A 17,902-nucleotide genomic window follows, 5' to 3' on the forward strand; every position below is an offset into this window, starting at 1 on the left:
ACCTGGAGGTGAAGCGCTGATGAGGGACCCGATCTCCGCCCTCACCGACGCCTTCACGTCCTTCCTCTTCGGCAAGGTCGAGACGACCCGCCTGCCGGTCCGCACCTCCACCGGACAGGCCCAGGCGGTCTACCTCCCGACCGCCGCCCCCGGCCTCGGCGACTCCGGCGTGATCATCGGCCGCGAGGTCTACTCCGGGAAGGGCTACATCTACGACCCCTTCCAGCTCTACGGCCAGCAGCTCCCGGCCCCGCACTGGCTCGTCCTCGGCGAGTCCGGCAACGGCAAGTCGGCCCTGGAGAAGACGTACGTCCTGCGGCAACTGCGCTTCCGCGACCGCCAGGTCGTCGTCCTCGACGCCCAGGGCGAGGACGGCGTCGGCGAGTGGAACCTCATCGCGGAGGAGCTGGGAATAACTCCCATCCGCCTCGATCCGACGGCCGCCCTCGACATGGGCATCCGCCTCAACCCCCTCGACCCCTCGATCACCACGACGGGCCAGTTGGCCCTCCTGCGGACGATCATCGAGGTGGCGATGGGCCACGGCCTGGACGAACGCTCCGGCTTCGCCCTCAAGGTCGCGCACGCCTACGTCAACGAGACGATCGTCGAACGCCAACCGGTGCTCACCGACATCGTCGAGCAACTCCGCCACCCCGAGCCGGAGTCCGCGGAGGCGATGAACGTCGCCCTGGACGACGTCCGGGCCTGGGGCCTGGACGTGGCACTGGTCCTGGACCGCCTGGTCGACGGTGACCTCCGCGGCATGTTCGACGGCCCCACCACCGTGGGCATCGACCTCGACGCGCCCCTGATCGTCTTCGACCTCTCCCACATCGACCGCAACTCCATCGCCATGCCGATCCTCATGGCGATCGTCGGCGTGTGGCTGGAGCACACCTGGATCCGCCCCGACCGGAAGAAGCGCATCTTCCTGGTCGAGGAGGCCTGGCACATCATCAACAGCCCGTTCGTCGCCCAGCTCTTCCAGCGCCTGCTGAAGTTCGGCCGGCGGCTCGGTCTGTCCTTCGTCGCGGTCGTCCACCACCTGTCCGACGTCATCGACGGCGCGGCGGCCAAGGAGGCCGCCGCCATCCTGAAGATGGCGTCCACACGGACGATCTACGCCCAGAAAGCGGACGAGGCCCGGGCGACGGGCCGCGTCCTGGGCCTGCCCCGCTGGGCGGTGGAGATCATCCCCACCCTCACTCCCGGCATCGCCGTCTGGGACGTCAACGGCAACGTACAGGTGGTCAAACACCTGATCACCGAGACCGAACGCCCCCTCGTCTTCACCGACCGCGCGATGACCGAATCGTCCGTCGACCACCTGCTGGACGACGACGCCCTGCACGCCGCCGAACTGGAAGCGGAGGAACGAGCGGCCGCCTTCGTCGAACAGCAACTGAGCGAGGTCGACGGATACGGCTCCTCCGAGTCGACGGTGGCCTGAGCGGGACAGCAGCGATGAGCCGGAACGAGCAGGGTCAGGACGAGGAAACGGCGTGAACGACGGCGGGGCGTACGGCGCGAACGACGGCCGAGCGTACGGTGGCGGAGCGTACGGCGCGAACAATGCCCGGGTGTACGGCGGCCGGGCGTACGGCGTGGGCAACGGCCGGGCGTACGGCGGCCGGGCCCACGGCGGGTACGGCGGCCGGGGCAAGCGCGTGCACGGCGGCGTGCGGTGAGACCAAACGAGCGGCACCCTCAGCAGGGCGGTGGCGGCATCCCCGACGGGCTGCTGATCGCCCTCCTGGGCTTCCTGGTGAGCGTGACCCTGCTGGTCTGGTCGGCCACCGGTCTGGCCGGCCTCTTCGCCCACGGCGCCTGGCCGGACGCAGTCACCTTCACCCGCACCCCCCTGGCCGTACGCAGTCTGATCTCAGCCCCCCAGGACCTCTCCGCCGCCTGGCCGGACACCCCCGCCGCCCAGCTGTCCGGCTACGGCCTCTTCTGGGGCCTCCTCATCAGCCAGCTCATGGTCCTGCTCGTCCTGACCGTCTTCACCATGGGCACCCTGGCCCGCTGGCGAGCCGTACGAGCGAGGGACAAGGCAGCACGGGCCCAGGGGCAGGGCACCCCGACGGCGGGAGCACCGCCCCAGCACCCCGGCCACGCCGCACCGCACGCCCCTGGTCACGCCGCACCGCACGCCCCGGGGCACGCCGCACCACACGCCCCGGGGCACGCCGCACCACACGCCCCGGGGCACGCCGCACCACACGCCCCGGGGCACGCCCAGAGCGCGGCCCCGACCGCCGTCCCCGTGGAACAGGCATCCCCGGTCCAGCCGCACACGGGAGACCCCACCACCCAGCACGGGCCCCCACACGCCGACGCGTCCGCGCAGCCCGCCGTTCCCACCACGCCGAACACCACCACCCTCAGCGGCGGCGGCCTCGCCCCACCCGCCGGCTTCACCGGCCCGAACCCGACGCCGACCGCGGTCGCCCTGCCCCCATCGCCACCGCCCCGGCAGCCGAGGCCGGCGCGGCACTCGACACCGGCGCCACCTGGGCGAACCCGGCCCCCACGGTCGTCCTCGGCCCCGCCGAGTCCCGTCGCCCGGTCGCCGCGCAGGCCGTACGGGACGCCGAAGGCCCGGCCCTCGTCGTCACCTCCGACCCCACCCTCTGGTCGGACACGAAGGACGCCCGCGCCAAACTGGGCCCGGTCCTCCTCTACGACCCCGCCCACCGCTGCGACACCCCGGCCCGCCTCCACTGGTCGCCCATCTCCGGCTGCGAGGACAAGCCGACGGCGCTGGCCAGGGCCATCGCCCTGCTCGCCCCCATCCGCCCCACCGCCAGGATCGACCAAGCGGTGGCGGACACCGCCGAGACCCTCCTGCGCAGCTACCTCCACGCCGCCGCCATAGACACCCGCACCATCCGCCACCTGCACCGCTGGGCCCAGGGCAGCAACGTCCAGGAAGCGGTCCGCACCCTGCGGACGAACCCGAAGGCGGCCCCCGGCGCGGCGGGTGAGCTGGAGTCGGCGCTCACCTCGCACCCCGAACGCCGGGACATCGCACAGCAGTTGACGGCCCGCGCCCTCTCCGCGCTGTCCACGGTCAACGTCCGGGAGGCATGCGCCCCGAACCGAGCCGACTCCCTGGCGCTGGATTCCTTCGTGCACGAGGGGGGAACGCTCTATGTGGTCGGCGACCCCATCGAGGACCCCAAGGCGAACCCCTCCGCCATGCCTCTCCTGACGGCCCTCGTCTCAAGCGTGGTCGAGCGCGGCCGGCGCATGGCCGAACGGTCATCCTCCGGCCGCCTCGACCCACCACTCACCCTGGTCCTGGACGACGTGGCGGCCGTGGCCCCGCTCCCCCAGCTCCCCGCGCTCCTGACCGGCGGCGCCGACCAGGGCCTCCCCACCCTGGCCCTCCTCCGCTCCCGCGAACAGGCCCGCTCCCGCTGGCCGAACGCCGAACTCCCGCTGCCCTGACCACGCCAGGCGCCCAGACAGTAAGACAGTCACACAATCAGGAAGCGCCCTCGTCCGGCACCGCGTACCCGGCCACGGACGGCCACCGCACGGTCAGCACCACCGACTCCTCCTCGGCGACCCAGGAGTGGTCCACTCCGCGCCCCCAGACGACATAGTCGCCCTGCCGCTCCAACACGACGCTACGGCCGGGGAAGTCGACCCGGAAACGACCGCTGATCAGCACCTGCAGAGCGGTCCGTTCCTCACCCCGGACCCACTGAGCGCGTGTGTCACCCCGCGGATGGACACCCCACTTGATCTCCACCGCCTCACTCCGCCGCGGATCCCCCTCCGCCTTGAAGTGTCCGAGCAGCCAACCCCGGTCCAGCGCCGCGTCCTTGCCCGCATTGCCCACATACACGCTGTCGTCCATGCCGCCGAACGCTAACACCCGAGCCTCAGGCCCTACGCCCCACGCCCTACACCCGCGCCCACTCCAGCGCGTACTCCAACTCCCGCCCCTCGTCCCCTCGACAGTCACCCCACTGCCCACGAACCCGACCTGCCGGTAGAAGGCGGCGGCCCGCCCGTTCCCCTGTTCACGAACAACCGCACCTGCTCCACCCCGGCCGACCGGGCCCACCCCACCGCGACCGCGAACAGCGCCTCGCCCACGCCCTTGCCCCGATGCCCGTCCTGCAGGAACACGCCCACCAGGTGCGCCTGCCGCCGCTCGACGACCCCACCGAAGAAGTCCTGAGCCCCGGCCTCCTCCACGAGCACGGTCACCGTCCCGACCCACTCACCGGCCGCGCTCTCCACCACGAACTGCCGCCGCTCCCGAACCCTCCGCGGCCCCCTCCGCCCGCTCCTTCCAGAATCCGTCCGGACGTGCCGCGGCCTCCTCGTACGTCTCCAGGAACGCGAGATGAGCCACCGGGTCCCGGAGCGCGACCAGCCTCAACTCCCGCACCTCACGCCATTCCTCGGCGCGGACGGACCGGATCCGGTACCCCTCGGGAAGAACGGGGCCCTCAGCACGCGTAGGCAGCTTCATGGGGGTCACGGTAGTATCGGGGTACTACACCCTTCACCGGATTTCCGGCCCCGGTCGCACGCCCCGAGCCCACCCCACGTACGAGGATGCCCACGTGACGAGCGACGGCACCGAACGCGACACCGACACCACCGACAGCACCTGGCAGCCGACCGGCCCGCAACCCCTCACCCAGCACTTCCGCCGCCTCACCCAGCGAGCCCGGGATCTCGACCACCGCCGCCCTCATCGACTACACCAGCGGCGGCTGGCGGAACATCACCGACAACCCCACCCTCCCCGGCTGGCTGATCGTCACCCTCTCCCTCGGTTTCACCCTCCCGCTCCTCCAGCGCCGCACCCACCCCTTCGCGGCCCTCCTGACGACGCCATCGCCCCCGCCCCCATGGACCCCCGTCTCTCACCTCTCACCGACCGCGAACGGGAGATCCTCACGGTCATCGGCAAGGGCTGGACGAACACCGAGATAGCCGCCCGGCTCCATCTCGCGGAGTCGACGGTCAAAACCCACGTCGGCCGCATCCTCGCGAAAACCGGTTCACGGGACCGCATCCAGGCGGTGATCCTGGCGTACGACACGAAATTGGTGGAGCCGTCCTGATTCCTGTTGATTCCCGGAAGACGGCCGACCCGTAAATGCAGAAAGCCCCCGCCGGTAACCCGGCAGGGGCTTTCTCAAAAATTGTTCGGCGGCGTCCTACTCTCCCACAGGGTCCCCCCTGCAGTACCATCGGCGCTGTAAGGCTTAGCTTCCGGGTTCGGAATGTAACCGGGCGTTTCCCTCACGCTATGACCACCGAAACACTATGAAACTATGAATACCGCACCATCCCTCGTGACCATGAGAAATGGGGTTGTTCGTGGTTTCAGAACCAACACAGTGGACGCGAGCAACTGAGGACAAGCCCTCGGCCTATTAGTACCAGTCAACTCCACCCGTTACCAGGCTTCCATATCTGGCCTATCAACCCAGTCGTCTACTGGGAGCCTTAACCCCTCATGGGGGTGGGAGTCCTCATCTCGAAGCAGGCTTCCCGCTTAGATGCTTTCAGCGGTTATCCCTCCCGAACGTAGCCAACCAGCCATGCCCTTGGCAGAACAACTGGCACACCAGAGGTTCGTCCGTCCCGGTCCTCTCGTACTAGGGACAGCCCTTCTCAAGACTCCTACGCGCACAGCGGATAGGGACCGAACTGTCTCACGACGTTCTAAACCCAGCTCGCGTACCGCTTTAATGGGCGAACAGCCCAACCCTTGGGACCGACTCCAGCCCCAGGATGCGACGAGCCGACATCGAGGTGCCAAACCATCCCGTCGATATGGACTCTTGGGGAAGATCAGCCTGTTATCCCCGGGGTACCTTTTATCCGTTGAGCGACGGCGCTTCCACAAGCCACCGCCGGATCACTAGTCCCGACTTTCGTCCCTGCTCGACCCGTCGGTCTCACAGTCAAGCTCCCTTGTGCACTTACACTCACCACCTGATTGCCAACCAGGCTGAGGGAACCTTTGGGCGCCTCCGTTACCCTTTGGGAGGCAACCGCCCCAGTTAAACTACCCATCAGACACTGTCCCCGATCCGGATCACGGACCCGGGTTAGACATCCAGCACGACCAGACTGGTATTTCAACGACGACTCCACCCGAACTGGCGTCCGAGCTTCACAGTCTCCCAGCTATCCTACACAAGCCGAACCGAACACCAATATCAAACTGTAGTAAAGGTCCCCGGGGTCTTTCCGTCCTGCTGCGCGAAACGAGCATCTTTACTCGTAGTGCAATTTCACCGGGCCTATGGTTGAGACAGTCGAGAAGTCGTTACGCCATTCGTGCAGGTCGGAACTTACCCGACAAGGAATTTCGCTACCTTAGGATGGTTATAGTTACCACCGCCGTTTACTGGCGCTTAAGTTCTCAGCTTCGCCACCCCGAAGAATGACTAACCGGTCCCCTTAACGTTCCAGCACCGGGCAGGCGTCAGTCCGTATACATCGCCTTACGGCTTCGCACGGACCTGTGTTTTTAGTAAACAGTCGCTTCTCGCTGGTCTCTGCGGCCACCCCCAGCTCACCGAGTAAATCGGATCACCAGGCGTGGCCCCCCTTCTCCCGAAGTTACGGGGGCATTTTGCCGAGTTCCTTAACCATAGTTCACCCGAACGCCTCGGTATTCTCTACCAGACCACCTGAGTCGGTTTAGGGTACGGGCCGCCATGAAACTCGCTAGAGGCTTTTCTCGACAGCATAGGATCATCCACTTCACCACAATCGGCTCGGCATCAGGTCTCAGACTTAATGATGTGCGGATTTACCTGCACACCGTCCTACACCCTTACCCCGGGACAACCACCGCCCGGGATGGACTACCTTCCTGCGTCACCCCATCACTCACCTACTGCAAGTCTGGTTCGTCGGCTCCACCACTCCCCTTCACCCGAAGGATCCGGGACGGCTTCACGGACTTAGCATCGCCTGGTTCAATGTTTGACGCTTCACAGCGGGTACCGGAATATCAACCGGTTATCCATCGACTACGCCTGTCGGCCTCGCCTTAGGTCCCGACTTACCCTGGGCAGATCAGCTTGACCCAGGAACCCTTGGTCAATCGGCGCAAACGTTTCTCACGTTTGTATCGCTACTCATGCCTGCATTCTCACTCGTGAACCGTCCACAACTCGCTTCCGCGGCTGCTTCACCCGGCACACGACGCTCCCCTACCCATCCCAGCGGGCGTTGGCCCTCATGCTGGAATGACACGACTTCGGCGGTACGCTTGAGCCCCGCTACATTGTCGGCGCGGAATCACTAGACCAGTGAGCTATTACGCACTCTTTCAAGGGTGGCTGCTTCTAAGCCAACCTCCTGGTTGTCTCTGCGACTCCACATCCTTTCCCACTTAGCGTACGCTTAGGGGCCTTAGTCGATGCTCTGGGCTGTTTCCCTCTCGACCATGGAGCTTATCCCCCACAGTCTCACTGCCGCGCTCTCACTTACCGGCATTCGGAGTTTGGCTAAGGTCAGTAACCCGGTAGGGCCCATCGCCTATCCAGTGCTCTACCTCCGGCAAGAAACACACGACGCTGCACCTAAATGCATTTCGGGGAGAACCAGCTATCACGGAGTTTGATTGGCCTTTCACCCCTAACCACAGGTCATCCCCCCAGGTTTTCAACCCTGGTGGGTTCGGTCCTCCACGAAGTCTTACCTCCGCTTCAACCTGCCCATGGCTAGATCACTCCGCTTCGGGTCTTGAGCGTGCTACTGAATCGCCCTGTTCGGACTCGCTTTCGCTACGGCTACCCCACCCGGGTTAACCTCGCAACACACCGCAAACTCGCAGGCTCATTCTTCAAAAGGCACGCAGTCACGAGAACAAGGCAAACCTCGTTCCGACGCTCCCACGGCTTGTAGGCACACGGTTTCAGGTACTATTTCACTCCGCTCCCGCGGTACTTTTCACCATTCCCTCACGGTACTATCCGCTATCGGTCACCAGGGAATATTTAGGCTTAGCGGGTGGTCCCGCCAGATTCACACGGGATTTCTCGGGCCCCGTGCTACTTGGGTGTCTCTCAAACGAGCCGCTGATGTTTCAGCTACGGGGGTCTTACCCTCTACGCCGGACCTTTCGCATGTCCTTCGCCTACATCAACGGTTTCTGACTCGTCTCACAGCCGGCAGACTGTGAAAAAGAGATCCCACAACCCCGTATACGCAACCCCTGCCGGGTCTCACACGCATACGGTTTGGCCTCATCCAGTTTCGCTCGCCACTACTCCCGGAATCACGGTTGTTTTCTCTTCCTGCGGGTACTGAGATGTTTCACTTCCCCGCGTTCCCTCCACACTGCCTATGTGTTCAGCAGCGGGTGACAGCCCATGACGACTGCCGGGTTTCCCCATTCGGAAACCCCCGGATCAAAGCCTGGTTGACGACTCCCCGGGGACTATCGTGGCCTCCCACGTCCTTCATCGGTTCCTGGTGCCAAGGCATCCACCGTGCGCCCTTAAAAACTTGGCCACAGATGCTCGCGTCCACTGTGCAGTTCTCAAACAACGACCAACCACCCATCACCCCGAACCAGTAGATTCGAGTGCACTGGGGCCGGCACTGAAGGCAGCCATACGGCCGTGCCCTCAGACACCCAACAGCGTGCCCGGCACCCCCGCCACTCGTGATCAGCGTTCCACGCTCCGAAGAGCAGTACTGGCAGCCCGAGATGACTGAGAGTGCCGAATAATCAACGTTCCACCCATGAGCAACCACCGTCGGACGTTCGCCGACGTTGTGGCCCTGGCTGCCTTGCGGCAGCTAGATGCTCCTTAGAAAGGAGGTGATCCAGCCGCACCTTCCGGTACGGCTACCTTGTTACGACTTCGTCCCAATCGCCAGTCCCACCTTCGACAGCTCCCTCCCTTACGGGTTGGGCCACCGGCTTCGGGTGTTACCGACTTTCGTGACGTGACGGGCGGTGTGTACAAGGCCCGGGAACGTATTCACCGCAGCACTGCTGATCTGCGATTACTAGCAACTCCGACTTCATGGGGTCGAGTTGCAGACCCCAATCCGAACTGAGACAGGCTTTTTGAGATTCGCTCCGCCTCACGGCTTCGCAGCTCATTGTACCTGCCATTGTAGCACGTGTGCAGCCCAAGACATAAGGGGCATGATGACTTGACGTCGTCCCCACCTTCCTCCGAGTTGACCCCGGCAGTCTCCTGTGAGTCCCCATCACCCCGAAGGGCATGCTGGCAACACAGAACAAGGGTTGCGCTCGTTGCGGGACTTAACCCAACATCTCACGACACGAGCTGACGACAGCCATGCACCACCTGTACACCGACCACAAGGGGGCGACCATCTCTGGCCGTTTCCGGTGTATGTCAAGCCTTGGTAAGGTTCTTCGCGTTGCGTCGAATTAAGCCACATGCTCCGCTGCTTGTGCGGGCCCCCGTCAATTCCTTTGAGTTTTAGCCTTGCGGCCGTACTCCCCAGGCGGGGAACTTAATGCGTTAGCTGCGGCACCGACGACGTGGAATGTCGCCAACACCTAGTTCCCACCGTTTACGGCGTGGACTACCAGGGTATCTAATCCTGTTCGCTCCCCACGCTTTCGCTCCTCAGCGTCAGTAATGGCCCAGAGATCCGCCTTCGCCACCGGTGTTCCTCCTGATATCTGCGCATTTCACCGCTACACCAGGAATTCCGATCTCCCCTACCACACTCTAGTCTGCCCGTATCGAATGCAGACCCGGGGTTAAGCCCCGGGCTTTCACATCCGACGCGACAGACCGCCTACGAGCTCTTTACGCCCAATAATTCCGGACAACGCTCGCGCCCTACGTATTACCGCGGCTGCTGGCACGTAGTTAGCCGGCGCTTCTTCTGCAGGTACCGTCACTTTCGCTTCTTCCCTGCTGAAAGAGGTTTACAACCCGAAGGCCGTCATCCCTCACGCGGCGTCGCTGCATCAGGCTTTCGCCCATTGTGCAATATTCCCCACTGCTGCCTCCCGTAGGAGTCTGGGCCGTGTCTCAGTCCCAGTGTGGCCGGTCGCCCTCTCAGGTGGCTACCCGTCGTCGCCTTGGTGAGCCGTTACCTCACCAACAAGCTGATAGGCCGCGGGCTCATCCTTCACCGCCGGAGCTTTCCACCACCAAGAGATGCCCCTAGTGGTTGTATCCGGTATTAGACCCCGTTTCCAGGGCTTGTCCCAGAGTGAAGGGCAGATTGCCCACGTGTTACTCACCCGTTCGCCACTAATCCCCACCGAAGTGGTTCATCGTTCGACTTGCATGTGTTAAGCACGCCGCCAGCGTTCGTCCTGAGCCAGGATCAAACTCTCCGTGAATGTTTACCGGTAATCCGGTACACACACACGAGAGCGGAACCACCGGAGGAATAGTCCGATGGTTCACAGCATCCTCGCTGTGTTTGTTTCAAAGGAACCTCGCCCCAACCGGAATCGGCTGGGAACGGGGTATCAACATATCTGGCGTTGATTTTTGGCACGCTGTTGAGTTCTCAAGGAACGGACGCTTCCTTTGTACTCACCCAAGCTGTTCTCGGGCTTTCCTCCGGGCAGTTTCCCTTCGGTCTTGCTGTCTTGCGTTTCCGACTCTATCAGATCGTTTTCCGATCCGATTTCCTCGGCGCTTTCCAGGTTTCCGCTTCCGCGTTTCCCTTTCCGGCGGTTCCGACTCTATCAGATCCTTTCGGGCCTGATTCCCAGTCAGCGGGAGTTGTCTTCGCGGCTGTTGGGCCGTTCCGACGTCCCAAACCTTAGCGGATCTGTCCGGCAGTTCCCAATCGGGCCTGTCGAACTCGTCCGAACCCAAATCGAATTGAATTCGGGCACACCGAATTCACCCCGGTTGGGAGATCGAGCTGGTTGGTTTGGGTGCCGCTCGAAGCGGCGGAGGTGCTGTCGCAGAACCGTTACGGCTCCGCGGCAACCCGAAGAACTCTACGGATCGCGGGGTGGACTGTCAAGCCTCCCCCTGGTGAGCCGCGGCCAAACCTCGGCCGCCCCGAGCGTACGGCCTCAGTCGAGGTCGGTGAGACGTCCGCCGGCGTCCGGCTGGGCGTGCTCGACGCGGCGGAGGAGTCGGGTCAGGACCTCGCCGAGGACGGTGCGTTCCAGCGGTGAGAGGTCCTGGAGGAGGTCCTCCTCGAAGACCGAGGCGAGGCGCATGGCCGCCAGCCACTTCTCTCGACCGACGGGGGTGAGCTCGACGATGACGCGGACGCGGTTGTTCTCGTCGCGTTCCCTCGTCACCAGGCCCTCCGCGACCATGCGGTCGATGCGGTGGGTCATGGCGGCCGGCGTCAGACCGAGTCGCTTGGCCAGCTCGCTCGGGCCCATCCGGTACGGGGCGCCGGAGAGGACGAGAGCCTTGAGGACCTCCCACTCGGCGTTGCTGATCCCGAGCTCCGAGGTCTGGCGGCCGTAGGCGACGTTCATACGGCGGTGGAGCCGGGAGAGGGCCGAGACGATCTTCTCGACCTGGGGGTCGAGGTCCTGGAACTCGCGCTGGTAGGCGGCGATCTGCTCTTCGAGGGTCGGCTCGGCGCTGCCGGAGGTGCCTGGGGTGTCGCCCATGGGACCGCAGTATGGCACGCCGTCGCTTGGCATCGAAGTCCTTCGGAGTGTAGTGTTTAGGTTCTAAGTTTTAGCTTCGAAGTCTTCACTGCTAACGCCTGCTGAGTGGGCGGGCGGAGGGCTTCCCTTACCTAGGCAGGTGAACGTGACCAGGGGGATGGGCGCAGCGATGCGCCGGATTCATGTGGGCAACGCGCTCGGCGCGTTCGGACTCGGCTTCACCGTCCCGTATCTGTACGTCTATGTGGCGCAGGTGCGGGACCTCGGCGCGATGACGGCGGGGCTGGTGCTGGCGGTCTTCGCCGTCGCCGCGCTGGTGGTGCTGCCCTTCGCGGGGCGGGCCATAGTCCGGCGCGGGCCGCTTCCGGTGCTGCTCACCGCCCTGGTCACCGCCGCCGTCGGGTCGCTGGGCCTCGGCCTGGCCGCCAGTGCGACGACTGTGTTGTCGTGCGCGGCGGTGCTCGGAGCGGGGCAGGCCGTGATGCAGCCGGCGCTCGCGACGATGATCGTCGACTGTTCCGGTCCGGAGAACCGGTCGCGGGCCTTCGCCACCCAGTTCTTCCTGCAGAACCTCGGGCTCGGGGTCGGCGGACTGATAGGCGGGCACCTCGTCGACGCCACTCGGGCGAGCTCCTTCGTCCTGCTGTTCTCCATACAGGCGGTGATGTTCCTGCTGCTCGTGGGTGTGATGGCGACCGTGCGGATGCCGCGGGCGCCCAAGGTCGAAAACGTGCCCGCGGGCCCGTCGGCCAAGGGGAGCTGGAAGCAGCTGCTCGGCAACCGGGCCATGGTCCAGCTGTGTGTGCTGGGCTTCGTACTGTTCTTCGCCTGTTACGGGCAGTTCGAGTCGGGGCTCAGCGCGTACGGGGTGGAGGCGGTCGGCATATCGACCTCCGCGCTCGGTACGGCGCTGGCGGCCAACACGGCGGTGATCGTGATCGCGCAGTTCGCCGTGCTGCGGTTCGTGACGCGGCGCAGGCGGTCGCGGGTGATCGCGGCCGTGGGGCTGATCTGGGCCGTGGCCTGGGCTGTCGCGGGCTTCGCGGGCCTCGGGCACGGGAGCCAGGAGATGGCCGTGGCCGCGTTCGTGTCGACGTACGCGCTGTTCGGGCTGGGGGAGGCGATGCTGTCGCCGACGGTCGCCCCGTTGGTCGCGGATCTCGCTCCGGCCGGGCTGGCGGGGCAGTACAACTCGGCCTTCGCGCTGGTGAAGCAGCTTGCGCTGGCGGTCGGTCCGGCGGTGGGCGGACCGATGGGCGCCTCGCTGCACGCGCCGTACATCGTGGCGTTCCTGCTGTGTTCGCTGGGCATCAGTGTGCTGGCGCTGCGGCTCGGGCGGCAGCTCACGGCCGTGCAGGATCAGCCCGCGCTCGCGAGCAGCCGCGTGGTCGCCGGAAGCGGGGCCGATGCCGGTACTGGTGCCGGTGCTGCCGAGTCGATGGCGGCCCGGGCCCGATGACCCGGGCCGGGTGCCCGGCCGGCGAGGGTGTCGTGCGCGGCGCCCTCAGGTGCCCCGGGCTTCGGTCACGCGGAGCTTGTGGGCGGAGAGGACGGCGGCGAGCAGTGCCGCGGTGTAGGTCGCCGCGGCGAGTACGCCCAGTTGCCACCAGGGGACGCTGAGGACGAATCCGGAGATCCGGGAGGCGAGCACCACGGTGGGGATCACGGCGATGAGCAGACCGAGGAGGGTGCTCACCGCGATGAGGATGCCGTGCTGGCAGAGCAGCACCTGACGGGCCCAGCTCGGCGGAATGCCCACGGCGATCAGTCGGGCGAGATAGCGGCGCAGGATGCGGGTCTGGCTGCGGGTCGCGGCCAGTACGGCGGCGAGGGCCAGCAGCACCAGACCCACGGCGGTGGCCAGGAGCGCGGCCGGGGGCACCGGGTCGTCGGGTTCCACGTGGATCAGGACGGCTCCGGCGTCCATGCCGGCGTCGACGACGGCCTGTTGCAGGGCTCGCGCCTCGGTGTCGGGGACGCCGGTGACCATGATCGGGCCATGGGCCTGGATCGGCAGGTCGAGGGCGTCGGCGGTGGCGCGCAGCATGATGCCGTCGGAGCCGGTGCGCCACTCGGCCGGGCTGACCTCGACGGCGGCCTCGGGCAGTTCGGCGGTGCTGCCGAGGACCTCGTCGCCCTGGCGGACGACGAGGGAGGTGCGCGCGTCCGGGCCGGTGGGGGCATCGGGGGTGTGGGCCCAGACGAGCAGGCCGCCGTTCCGCAGGACGGAGGTCTGGGCCGGGTCGAGTCGACGATCGATCAGCCGTTCGACGTCAGCGGGTGTGTCCGCAGCGAGCAGGCTGCCGTCGCCGCCTTCCCGGCCGGCCATGCGGGGGTTGTCGGCGTCGCCGTCCATCAGATAGCGCGGTTCCGTGCGGCGCAGCCCGTCGAGTACCCCGGAGGCTTCGACGGTGCGGAGCAGGGCCTTGCCGGGTGGGAAGGTGTCGCTCTCGTGGCCGGCCAGCAGGACCTGGCCCGGCAGCACCGACGGGTAGGACTGCTTCTCGGCCGTGCGGATCAGGGTGTCCAGAAGGGTGACGTACCCGAGGGACGCGCCGAAGAGCACGGTGAGGACGGCCAGGGCGGCACAGGCCCGGGACCGGTCGGCGGCGAGCTGGCGGCGGACAAGCCGGCGGCGGGGCCCGCCTTCCGGGAGGAGTCGGAGCACCCCGGAGAACACCTCGGGGATGATCAGCAGCACGGCGGCGATCAGGATGCCGGTGAGAATCATGGCCTGTGGGGGCGAGTCGACCCAGGTGGCGTACACGACCGTGGCGCACCAGGCGGCGACGGCCAGCAGATGCCGGGCGTCACGGGCACGGCGGGCGCCGGGGCGCTCCTCGGCCCGAGCGGCGTCGTCGTCGGTGTGCGGGCGGGCGGGTGCGTCGCGCCGGGTGCGGGCGAGTACGGCGCCGGCGATCAGGCCGGTCACGAGGACCACGGCGAGGAGGCGCAGTGCGGGCGAGGCGAGGTCGTCGAGCGGGCCCGCCGGGCTGTCCCTCAGGTGGGAGATGAGCAGACGGGCGCCGAGGCCCACGAAGACACCGGCCACGGCTCCGCACGCGGCCGCGGCCAGGGACCAGGCCAGTGCGGCCAGCGCGGGGGCCAGCGCCGCCGTCGTACGGGAGACGCCCACGGAGGTCAGGGAGGCGGTGGTGCGGCGGAAGCGGCGGCTGTTGAGGCCGAACACGAGGAGGACGGCCGCGGCGGGTACCAGGATCGACGGGACGGTGTAGCCGGCGGGGGTCTTCTCGATCCAGGTCTTCTGCGGATGGGCCACCAGTTGGTCCCTGGTCACCAGGGTGGCGGCCACGGCGTTCTGCCCGTCCTCCCGGATCGCGGCGGCCTCGGGGCTGTCGCCGTTCTCGGCCCAGGTGCGGGCCGCGGCCGTGAAGGTGTCGACGACCTCCTGCTGCCTGTCCCCCGCCCACATCACGTCCATCTGGGCGGTCAGCACGGGGAATCCCTCGCTGAGCGCGGGGTCCAGTCCGGCCCAGGTGCCCGGTCCCAGCAGCAGGTTGGTGGTGTCGGCGGCCCGGTCGTCGACAGTGGCCACGACCTTGAGCCGTACGTCGCCCAGCACGGTGAGCGTCGTGCCCACCGGGGTGCGTACGTCGTCCGGCTCGGTGACGGCCACCTCGCCGGGGCGGCTCGGCCACGCGCCGGACAGCAGCTCGTACCGCTCGGGGTAGGGCCGTGCGGGCCAGTCGCTCTCCAGCGCCGTCACATTGCGGGCCGGTGTGGTGTTCAGCTGGACGTCGGTGGCGCTGAGCACGATCTCGGCGTCCGTGGCGTCGGCGTCGCGCATCCGGGAGCGGAGGTCGGTGAGGAAGGTGTCGTCGCCCGGTGGCAGGGACACGCCGCTGCCGTAGCCGACCTTGGCGCCGAAGCGGCCCAGTTCGTTCTGCGCGACCTGCTCGCCGGACAGGGACAGGGTCCGCAGGGTGACGAACATGCCCATCACCAGCAGTCCGGCGACGAACACGATCGCCACCGACCGGGCCAGCGCACGCGAGCGGGCCAGCCGCCGGGCCAGCCGTGCGGTCAGCCGGGCCCGGTCGGCGAACGCCATGCGCCCGTACGCCGCGGGGCCGGGCGCGGTACGGGCGGACGCCGTACGGTCCCGAGCCGGGCGATCGCCGACCGCGTCGTCACCGGAAGGGCCGGCGGCCGAGCGGTCGTCGGTCGTGCTGTCGTCGGCCGAGCGGTCATGGGTCGTGCTGTCGTGGGTCATGCGGCGCCGGGCCCCCGTGTCGTCTCCGTGGTGGTCACGAGCGGGGTTCCAGTCGGCCGTCGACGACCTCGTAGACGGTGTCGGCGAAGTCGCGGCAGCGGGGGTCGTGCGAGCAGATCACGGCGAGTACGCCGTCGTCGCACAGGGTCCGGAACAGCTCGAACAGTTCGCGTGTGGTCGTCGAGTCCAGGGCACCGGTCGGCTCGTCCGCGAGCAGGACGGAACGCTGTCCGGTGAGCGCCCGGGCGACGCCGACCCGCTGACGCTGCCCGCCGGACATCTGCCACGGCATGCGGTCCTCCAGCCCGGCCAGGCCGACGCGGGCCAGTTGGGCCAGCGCCTGCTCACGCGCTTCGGCGACCGGGACACCGCATGCCTCCAGGGGCAGCGCGACGTTCTCCACCGCACTGAACTCCTCGATCAGGTTGTGCTCCTGGAAGACCACCCCGACGGTGCGCAGCCGGAGCTCCGCGCGCCGGGCCTCGTCGGCCGTGCTCACGTCCACACCGCCGACCCGGATCTCGCCTGAGTCGGCGAGATCCAGGCCGGCGAGCAGATTGAGCAGCGTCGACTTGCCGGAGCCGCTGGCGCCGTAGATGCACACGAACTCCCCCGCCCGGGCGGTGAAGTCCACGTCTCTCGCGGCCCAGACCGTCTCGGCCGCGGAGTGGTAGGCCTTGCACACTCCGCTCGTCCGGACGAGCGGTGCGCCAGCGGCTGTCGTCAACTCAGCACCCGTTCCTCGTACGCCATGACGTGATCTCGTCGCTGTTCCAGGGGGCTACATTGTTGTCGTTGTCGTTCCTGTGCATGTCCTGCTTGTCGCCCGAGCCGTTGGAGTGCTCGGCCATACAACCGGTGTGGGTGGCCGAGCGGTTGGCCCACGAGTCCATCTCGTCGTTGCGGTCACCGGTCAGGTTGGTCCACGTGGTGGAGCCGTGGGCACGCTCGCCGATCATCCAGCGGAAGTCGTTGTTGCCCCACATGCACATGTTGTTGGAGTTGCAGTCGCTCAGCGCCGCGTGGGCCACGCCCCCTGTGGTGAGCAGGCTCGCCCCCACGAACATCGTCGCCGCTATGGCTGTCTTGATTCGCATCGCTTTCGTTCCCCCATCGTGTGCGGTCTGTTCGACTCACAACCCTGGGGGCATCACCCGTCACCGCTGTACCCCACTGTCGGGGGAATCCTCGTCGTCTACCACCCGGCCGGGGAGTTGACACCGGGGCCGCCTCCCCGTAGGGGCCCTTTGCGCTTGACCGGCCCCATCCCAAGTGTGAAGCTGCACGCGGTTGTTGAGGTCTTGACAATGCGCTCTTGACCACAGCGCGTCTTTCGTGTCCAACCAGCCTGACCTGACGGGGGAACAGATGGTTCGTGTCGCGTTGGTGGCTCCCATGCTCTCCGCACGCATCGCGGTTCGCACGGTATTGGAGGAAGTACAGCAGTTCACTCTCGTCGCCGAGGGCGCTCCCGGCACTCTGGCCGACATCGTTCGCTGGTCCCGGCCCGACGTCGTGGTGATCAGCCACGCGGCGGAGAGCGAGGCCCTGCACACGCTTCTCCGGCTCGGCGGACCCGCCGGTGTCGTCCTCTGCGAGCAGCTCACCGGCCACGGCACGCGCCAACTGCTCCGGCACGGCGCGACGGGCATCCTGCGCCGTGCCACGGCCGCCCTGCACCTGCCCTGGGCGGTGGCGGCCGTCGCCCACGGCGGTCTCGCGCTGGACCCCTGTCTGACGGAGACCGTGAAGAGCGCCTACGCCAGACCCGCCCCGCCCGACCGGGAACGCGCCCCGGCGGCGGCGCTGGTGTCCGCGCTCACACCGCGCGAGAGGGAGATCCTCGCGCTCGTCGGCGACGGGCTCCCCAACCGGGAGATCGCCGACCGGCTCAGACTGAGCCCCGACACCGTCAAGGACCACCTCCGGCGCATCTACACCAAACTCGGCGTCGAGACCCGCCTGCACGCGGCCCGTGTCGCCTGGCGCGCCGAGATCGACACCGCCCGCCGGGCGGACGCGCAGGTGCCCGAGTCCGTGTGAGGGCCGCGGCTCAGCCGCGGCCCAGCTCT

Annotated in this window: 9 protein-coding genes, 3 rRNA genes and 3 pseudogenes; 6 read left to right on the forward strand and 9 right to left on the reverse strand. The window is 67.0% G+C overall.

Annotation, left to right across the window (positions count from 1 at the left end; genetic code table 11):
• The first annotated feature begins 19 nt into the window (after positions 1–19).
• The 3 genes and pseudogenes from E4N62_RS22565 to E4N62_RS22575 all read left to right on the forward strand — a co-directional run bounded on the left by E4N62_RS22565 (position 20) and on the right by E4N62_RS22575 (position 3,456).
• Positions 20–1,453: an ATP-binding protein gene (locus E4N62_RS22565; protein ID WP_230217153.1), complete on the forward strand. Its 1,434-nt coding sequence runs from the start codon at positions 20–22 to the stop codon at positions 1,451–1,453.
• Between the two features lie 52 nt (positions 1,454–1,505).
• On the forward strand, positions 1,506–1,691 hold the full coding sequence (locus E4N62_RS22570; RefSeq protein WP_230217155.1) for a hypothetical protein: 186 nt from the start codon (positions 1,506–1,508) through the stop codon (positions 1,689–1,691).
• Positions 1,688–3,456: pseudogene (locus E4N62_RS22575) on the forward strand (type IV secretory system conjugative DNA transfer family protein). Before E4N62_RS22570 ends, E4N62_RS22575 begins: the two are co-directional and overlap by 4 nt.
• A gap of 37 nt (positions 3,457–3,493) precedes the next feature.
• Here E4N62_RS22575 and E4N62_RS22580 read toward each other — a convergent pair.
• Together E4N62_RS22580 and E4N62_RS22585 are read right to left on the reverse strand one after the other, a co-directional pair.
• The gene (locus E4N62_RS22580) at positions 3,494–3,871 is read right to left on the reverse strand and encodes a signal peptidase I (RefSeq protein WP_230217157.1); all 378 of its coding nucleotides are present in this window, start codon (positions 3,869–3,871) and stop codon (positions 3,494–3,496) included.
• Between the two features lie 46 nt (positions 3,872–3,917).
• Positions 3,918–4,495: pseudogene (locus E4N62_RS22585) on the reverse strand (GNAT family N-acetyltransferase).
• Positions 4,496–4,874: 379 nt separating this feature from the next.
• On the opposite strand from E4N62_RS22585, the pseudogene E4N62_RS22590 reads away from it, so the two are divergent.
• A pseudogene (locus E4N62_RS22590) lies at positions 4,875–5,096 on the forward strand (response regulator transcription factor); the annotation flags it as partial.
• A gap of 83 nt (positions 5,097–5,179) precedes the next feature.
• Here E4N62_RS22590 and rrf read toward each other — a convergent pair.
• The 4 genes from rrf to E4N62_RS22610 all read right to left on the reverse strand — a co-directional run bounded on the left by rrf (position 5,180) and on the right by E4N62_RS22610 (position 11,596).
• Positions 5,180–5,296 (reverse strand): 5S ribosomal RNA (rrf, locus tag E4N62_RS22595).
• Between the two features lie 95 nt (positions 5,297–5,391).
• Positions 5,392–8,514 (reverse strand): 23S ribosomal RNA (locus E4N62_RS22600).
• Positions 8,515–8,820: 306 nt separating this feature from the next.
• Positions 8,821–10,345, reverse strand: a 16S ribosomal RNA gene (locus E4N62_RS22605).
• The 16S, 23S and 5S rRNA genes sit together here, the layout of an rRNA operon.
• 693 nt (positions 10,346–11,038) lie before the next feature.
• Positions 11,039–11,596 (reverse strand): MarR family winged helix-turn-helix transcriptional regulator, encoded by a 558-nt coding sequence (locus E4N62_RS22610; RefSeq protein WP_230217159.1) that lies wholly within the window; start codon positions 11,594–11,596, stop codon positions 11,039–11,041.
• Positions 11,597–11,753: 157 nt separating this feature from the next.
• On the opposite strand from E4N62_RS22610, the gene E4N62_RS22615 reads away from it, so the two are divergent.
• Positions 11,754–13,055 carry an MFS transporter gene (locus E4N62_RS22615; RefSeq protein ID WP_230217501.1) on the forward strand — a complete coding sequence of 434 codons (1,302 nt, stop codon included), beginning with the start codon at positions 11,754–11,756 and terminating at the stop codon, positions 13,053–13,055.
• 45 nt (positions 13,056–13,100) lie between these two features.
• On the opposite strand, the gene E4N62_RS22620 is transcribed toward E4N62_RS22615, so the two are convergent.
• From E4N62_RS22620 to E4N62_RS22630, 3 genes are read right to left on the reverse strand one after another with little or no spacing between them, the layout of a single operon-like run.
• Complete coding sequence (locus E4N62_RS22620) at positions 13,101–15,830, reverse strand: hypothetical protein (protein WP_230217161.1); 2,730 nt, start codon at positions 15,828–15,830, stop codon at positions 13,101–13,103.
• Positions 15,831–15,864: 34 nt separating this feature from the next.
• Positions 15,865–16,557 carry an ABC transporter ATP-binding protein gene (locus E4N62_RS22625; protein WP_230217163.1) on the reverse strand — a complete coding sequence of 231 codons (693 nt, stop codon included), beginning with the start codon at positions 16,555–16,557 and terminating at the stop codon, positions 15,865–15,867.
• A 1-nt stretch (position 16,558) separates the two neighbouring features.
• Positions 16,559–16,927 carry a peptidase inhibitor family I36 protein gene (locus tag E4N62_RS22630; RefSeq protein ID WP_230217165.1) on the reverse strand — a complete coding sequence of 123 codons (369 nt, stop codon included), beginning with the start codon at positions 16,925–16,927 and terminating at the stop codon, positions 16,559–16,561.
• Between the two features lie 298 nt (positions 16,928–17,225).
• Between E4N62_RS22630 and E4N62_RS22635 the strand changes: the two genes are divergently transcribed.
• Entirely contained in the window at positions 17,226–17,873 is a 648-nt protein-coding gene (locus E4N62_RS22635) for a response regulator transcription factor (RefSeq protein ID WP_230217167.1), read from the forward strand.
• The last annotated feature ends 29 nt before the right edge of the window (positions 17,874–17,902 follow it).

This window comes from Streptomyces sp. MNU76 (assembly GCF_020982545.1).
GTDB lineage: Bacteria > Actinomycetota > Actinomycetes > Streptomycetales > Streptomycetaceae > Streptomyces.

What these genes read in the sequence shown, in the direction of transcription:
- E4N62_RS22630 (WP_230217165.1), bottom strand. Translation starts at nt 16,927, where the DNA reads ATGCGAATCAAGACAGCCATAGCGGCGACGATGTTCGTGGGGGCGAGC.
- E4N62_RS22610 (WP_230217159.1), bottom strand. Translation starts at nt 11,596, where the DNA reads ATGGGCGACACCCCAGGCACCTCCGGCAGCGCCGAGCCGACCCTCGAA.
- E4N62_RS22580 (WP_230217157.1), bottom strand. Translation starts at nt 3,871, where the DNA reads ATGGACGACAGCGTGTATGTGGGCAATGCGGGCAAGGACGCGGCGCTG.
- E4N62_RS22635 (WP_230217167.1), top strand. Translation starts at nt 17,226, where the DNA reads ATGCTCTCCGCACGCATCGCGGTTCGCACGGTATTGGAGGAAGTACAG.
- E4N62_RS22565 (WP_230217153.1), top strand. Translation starts at nt 20, where the DNA reads ATGAGGGACCCGATCTCCGCCCTCACCGACGCCTTCACGTCCTTCCTC.
- E4N62_RS22615 (WP_230217501.1), top strand. Translation starts at nt 11,754, where the DNA reads ATGGGCGCAGCGATGCGCCGGATTCATGTGGGCAACGCGCTCGGCGCG.
- E4N62_RS22620 (WP_230217161.1), bottom strand. Translation starts at nt 15,830, where the DNA reads ATGACCCACGACAGCACGACCCATGACCGCTCGGCCGACGACAGCACG.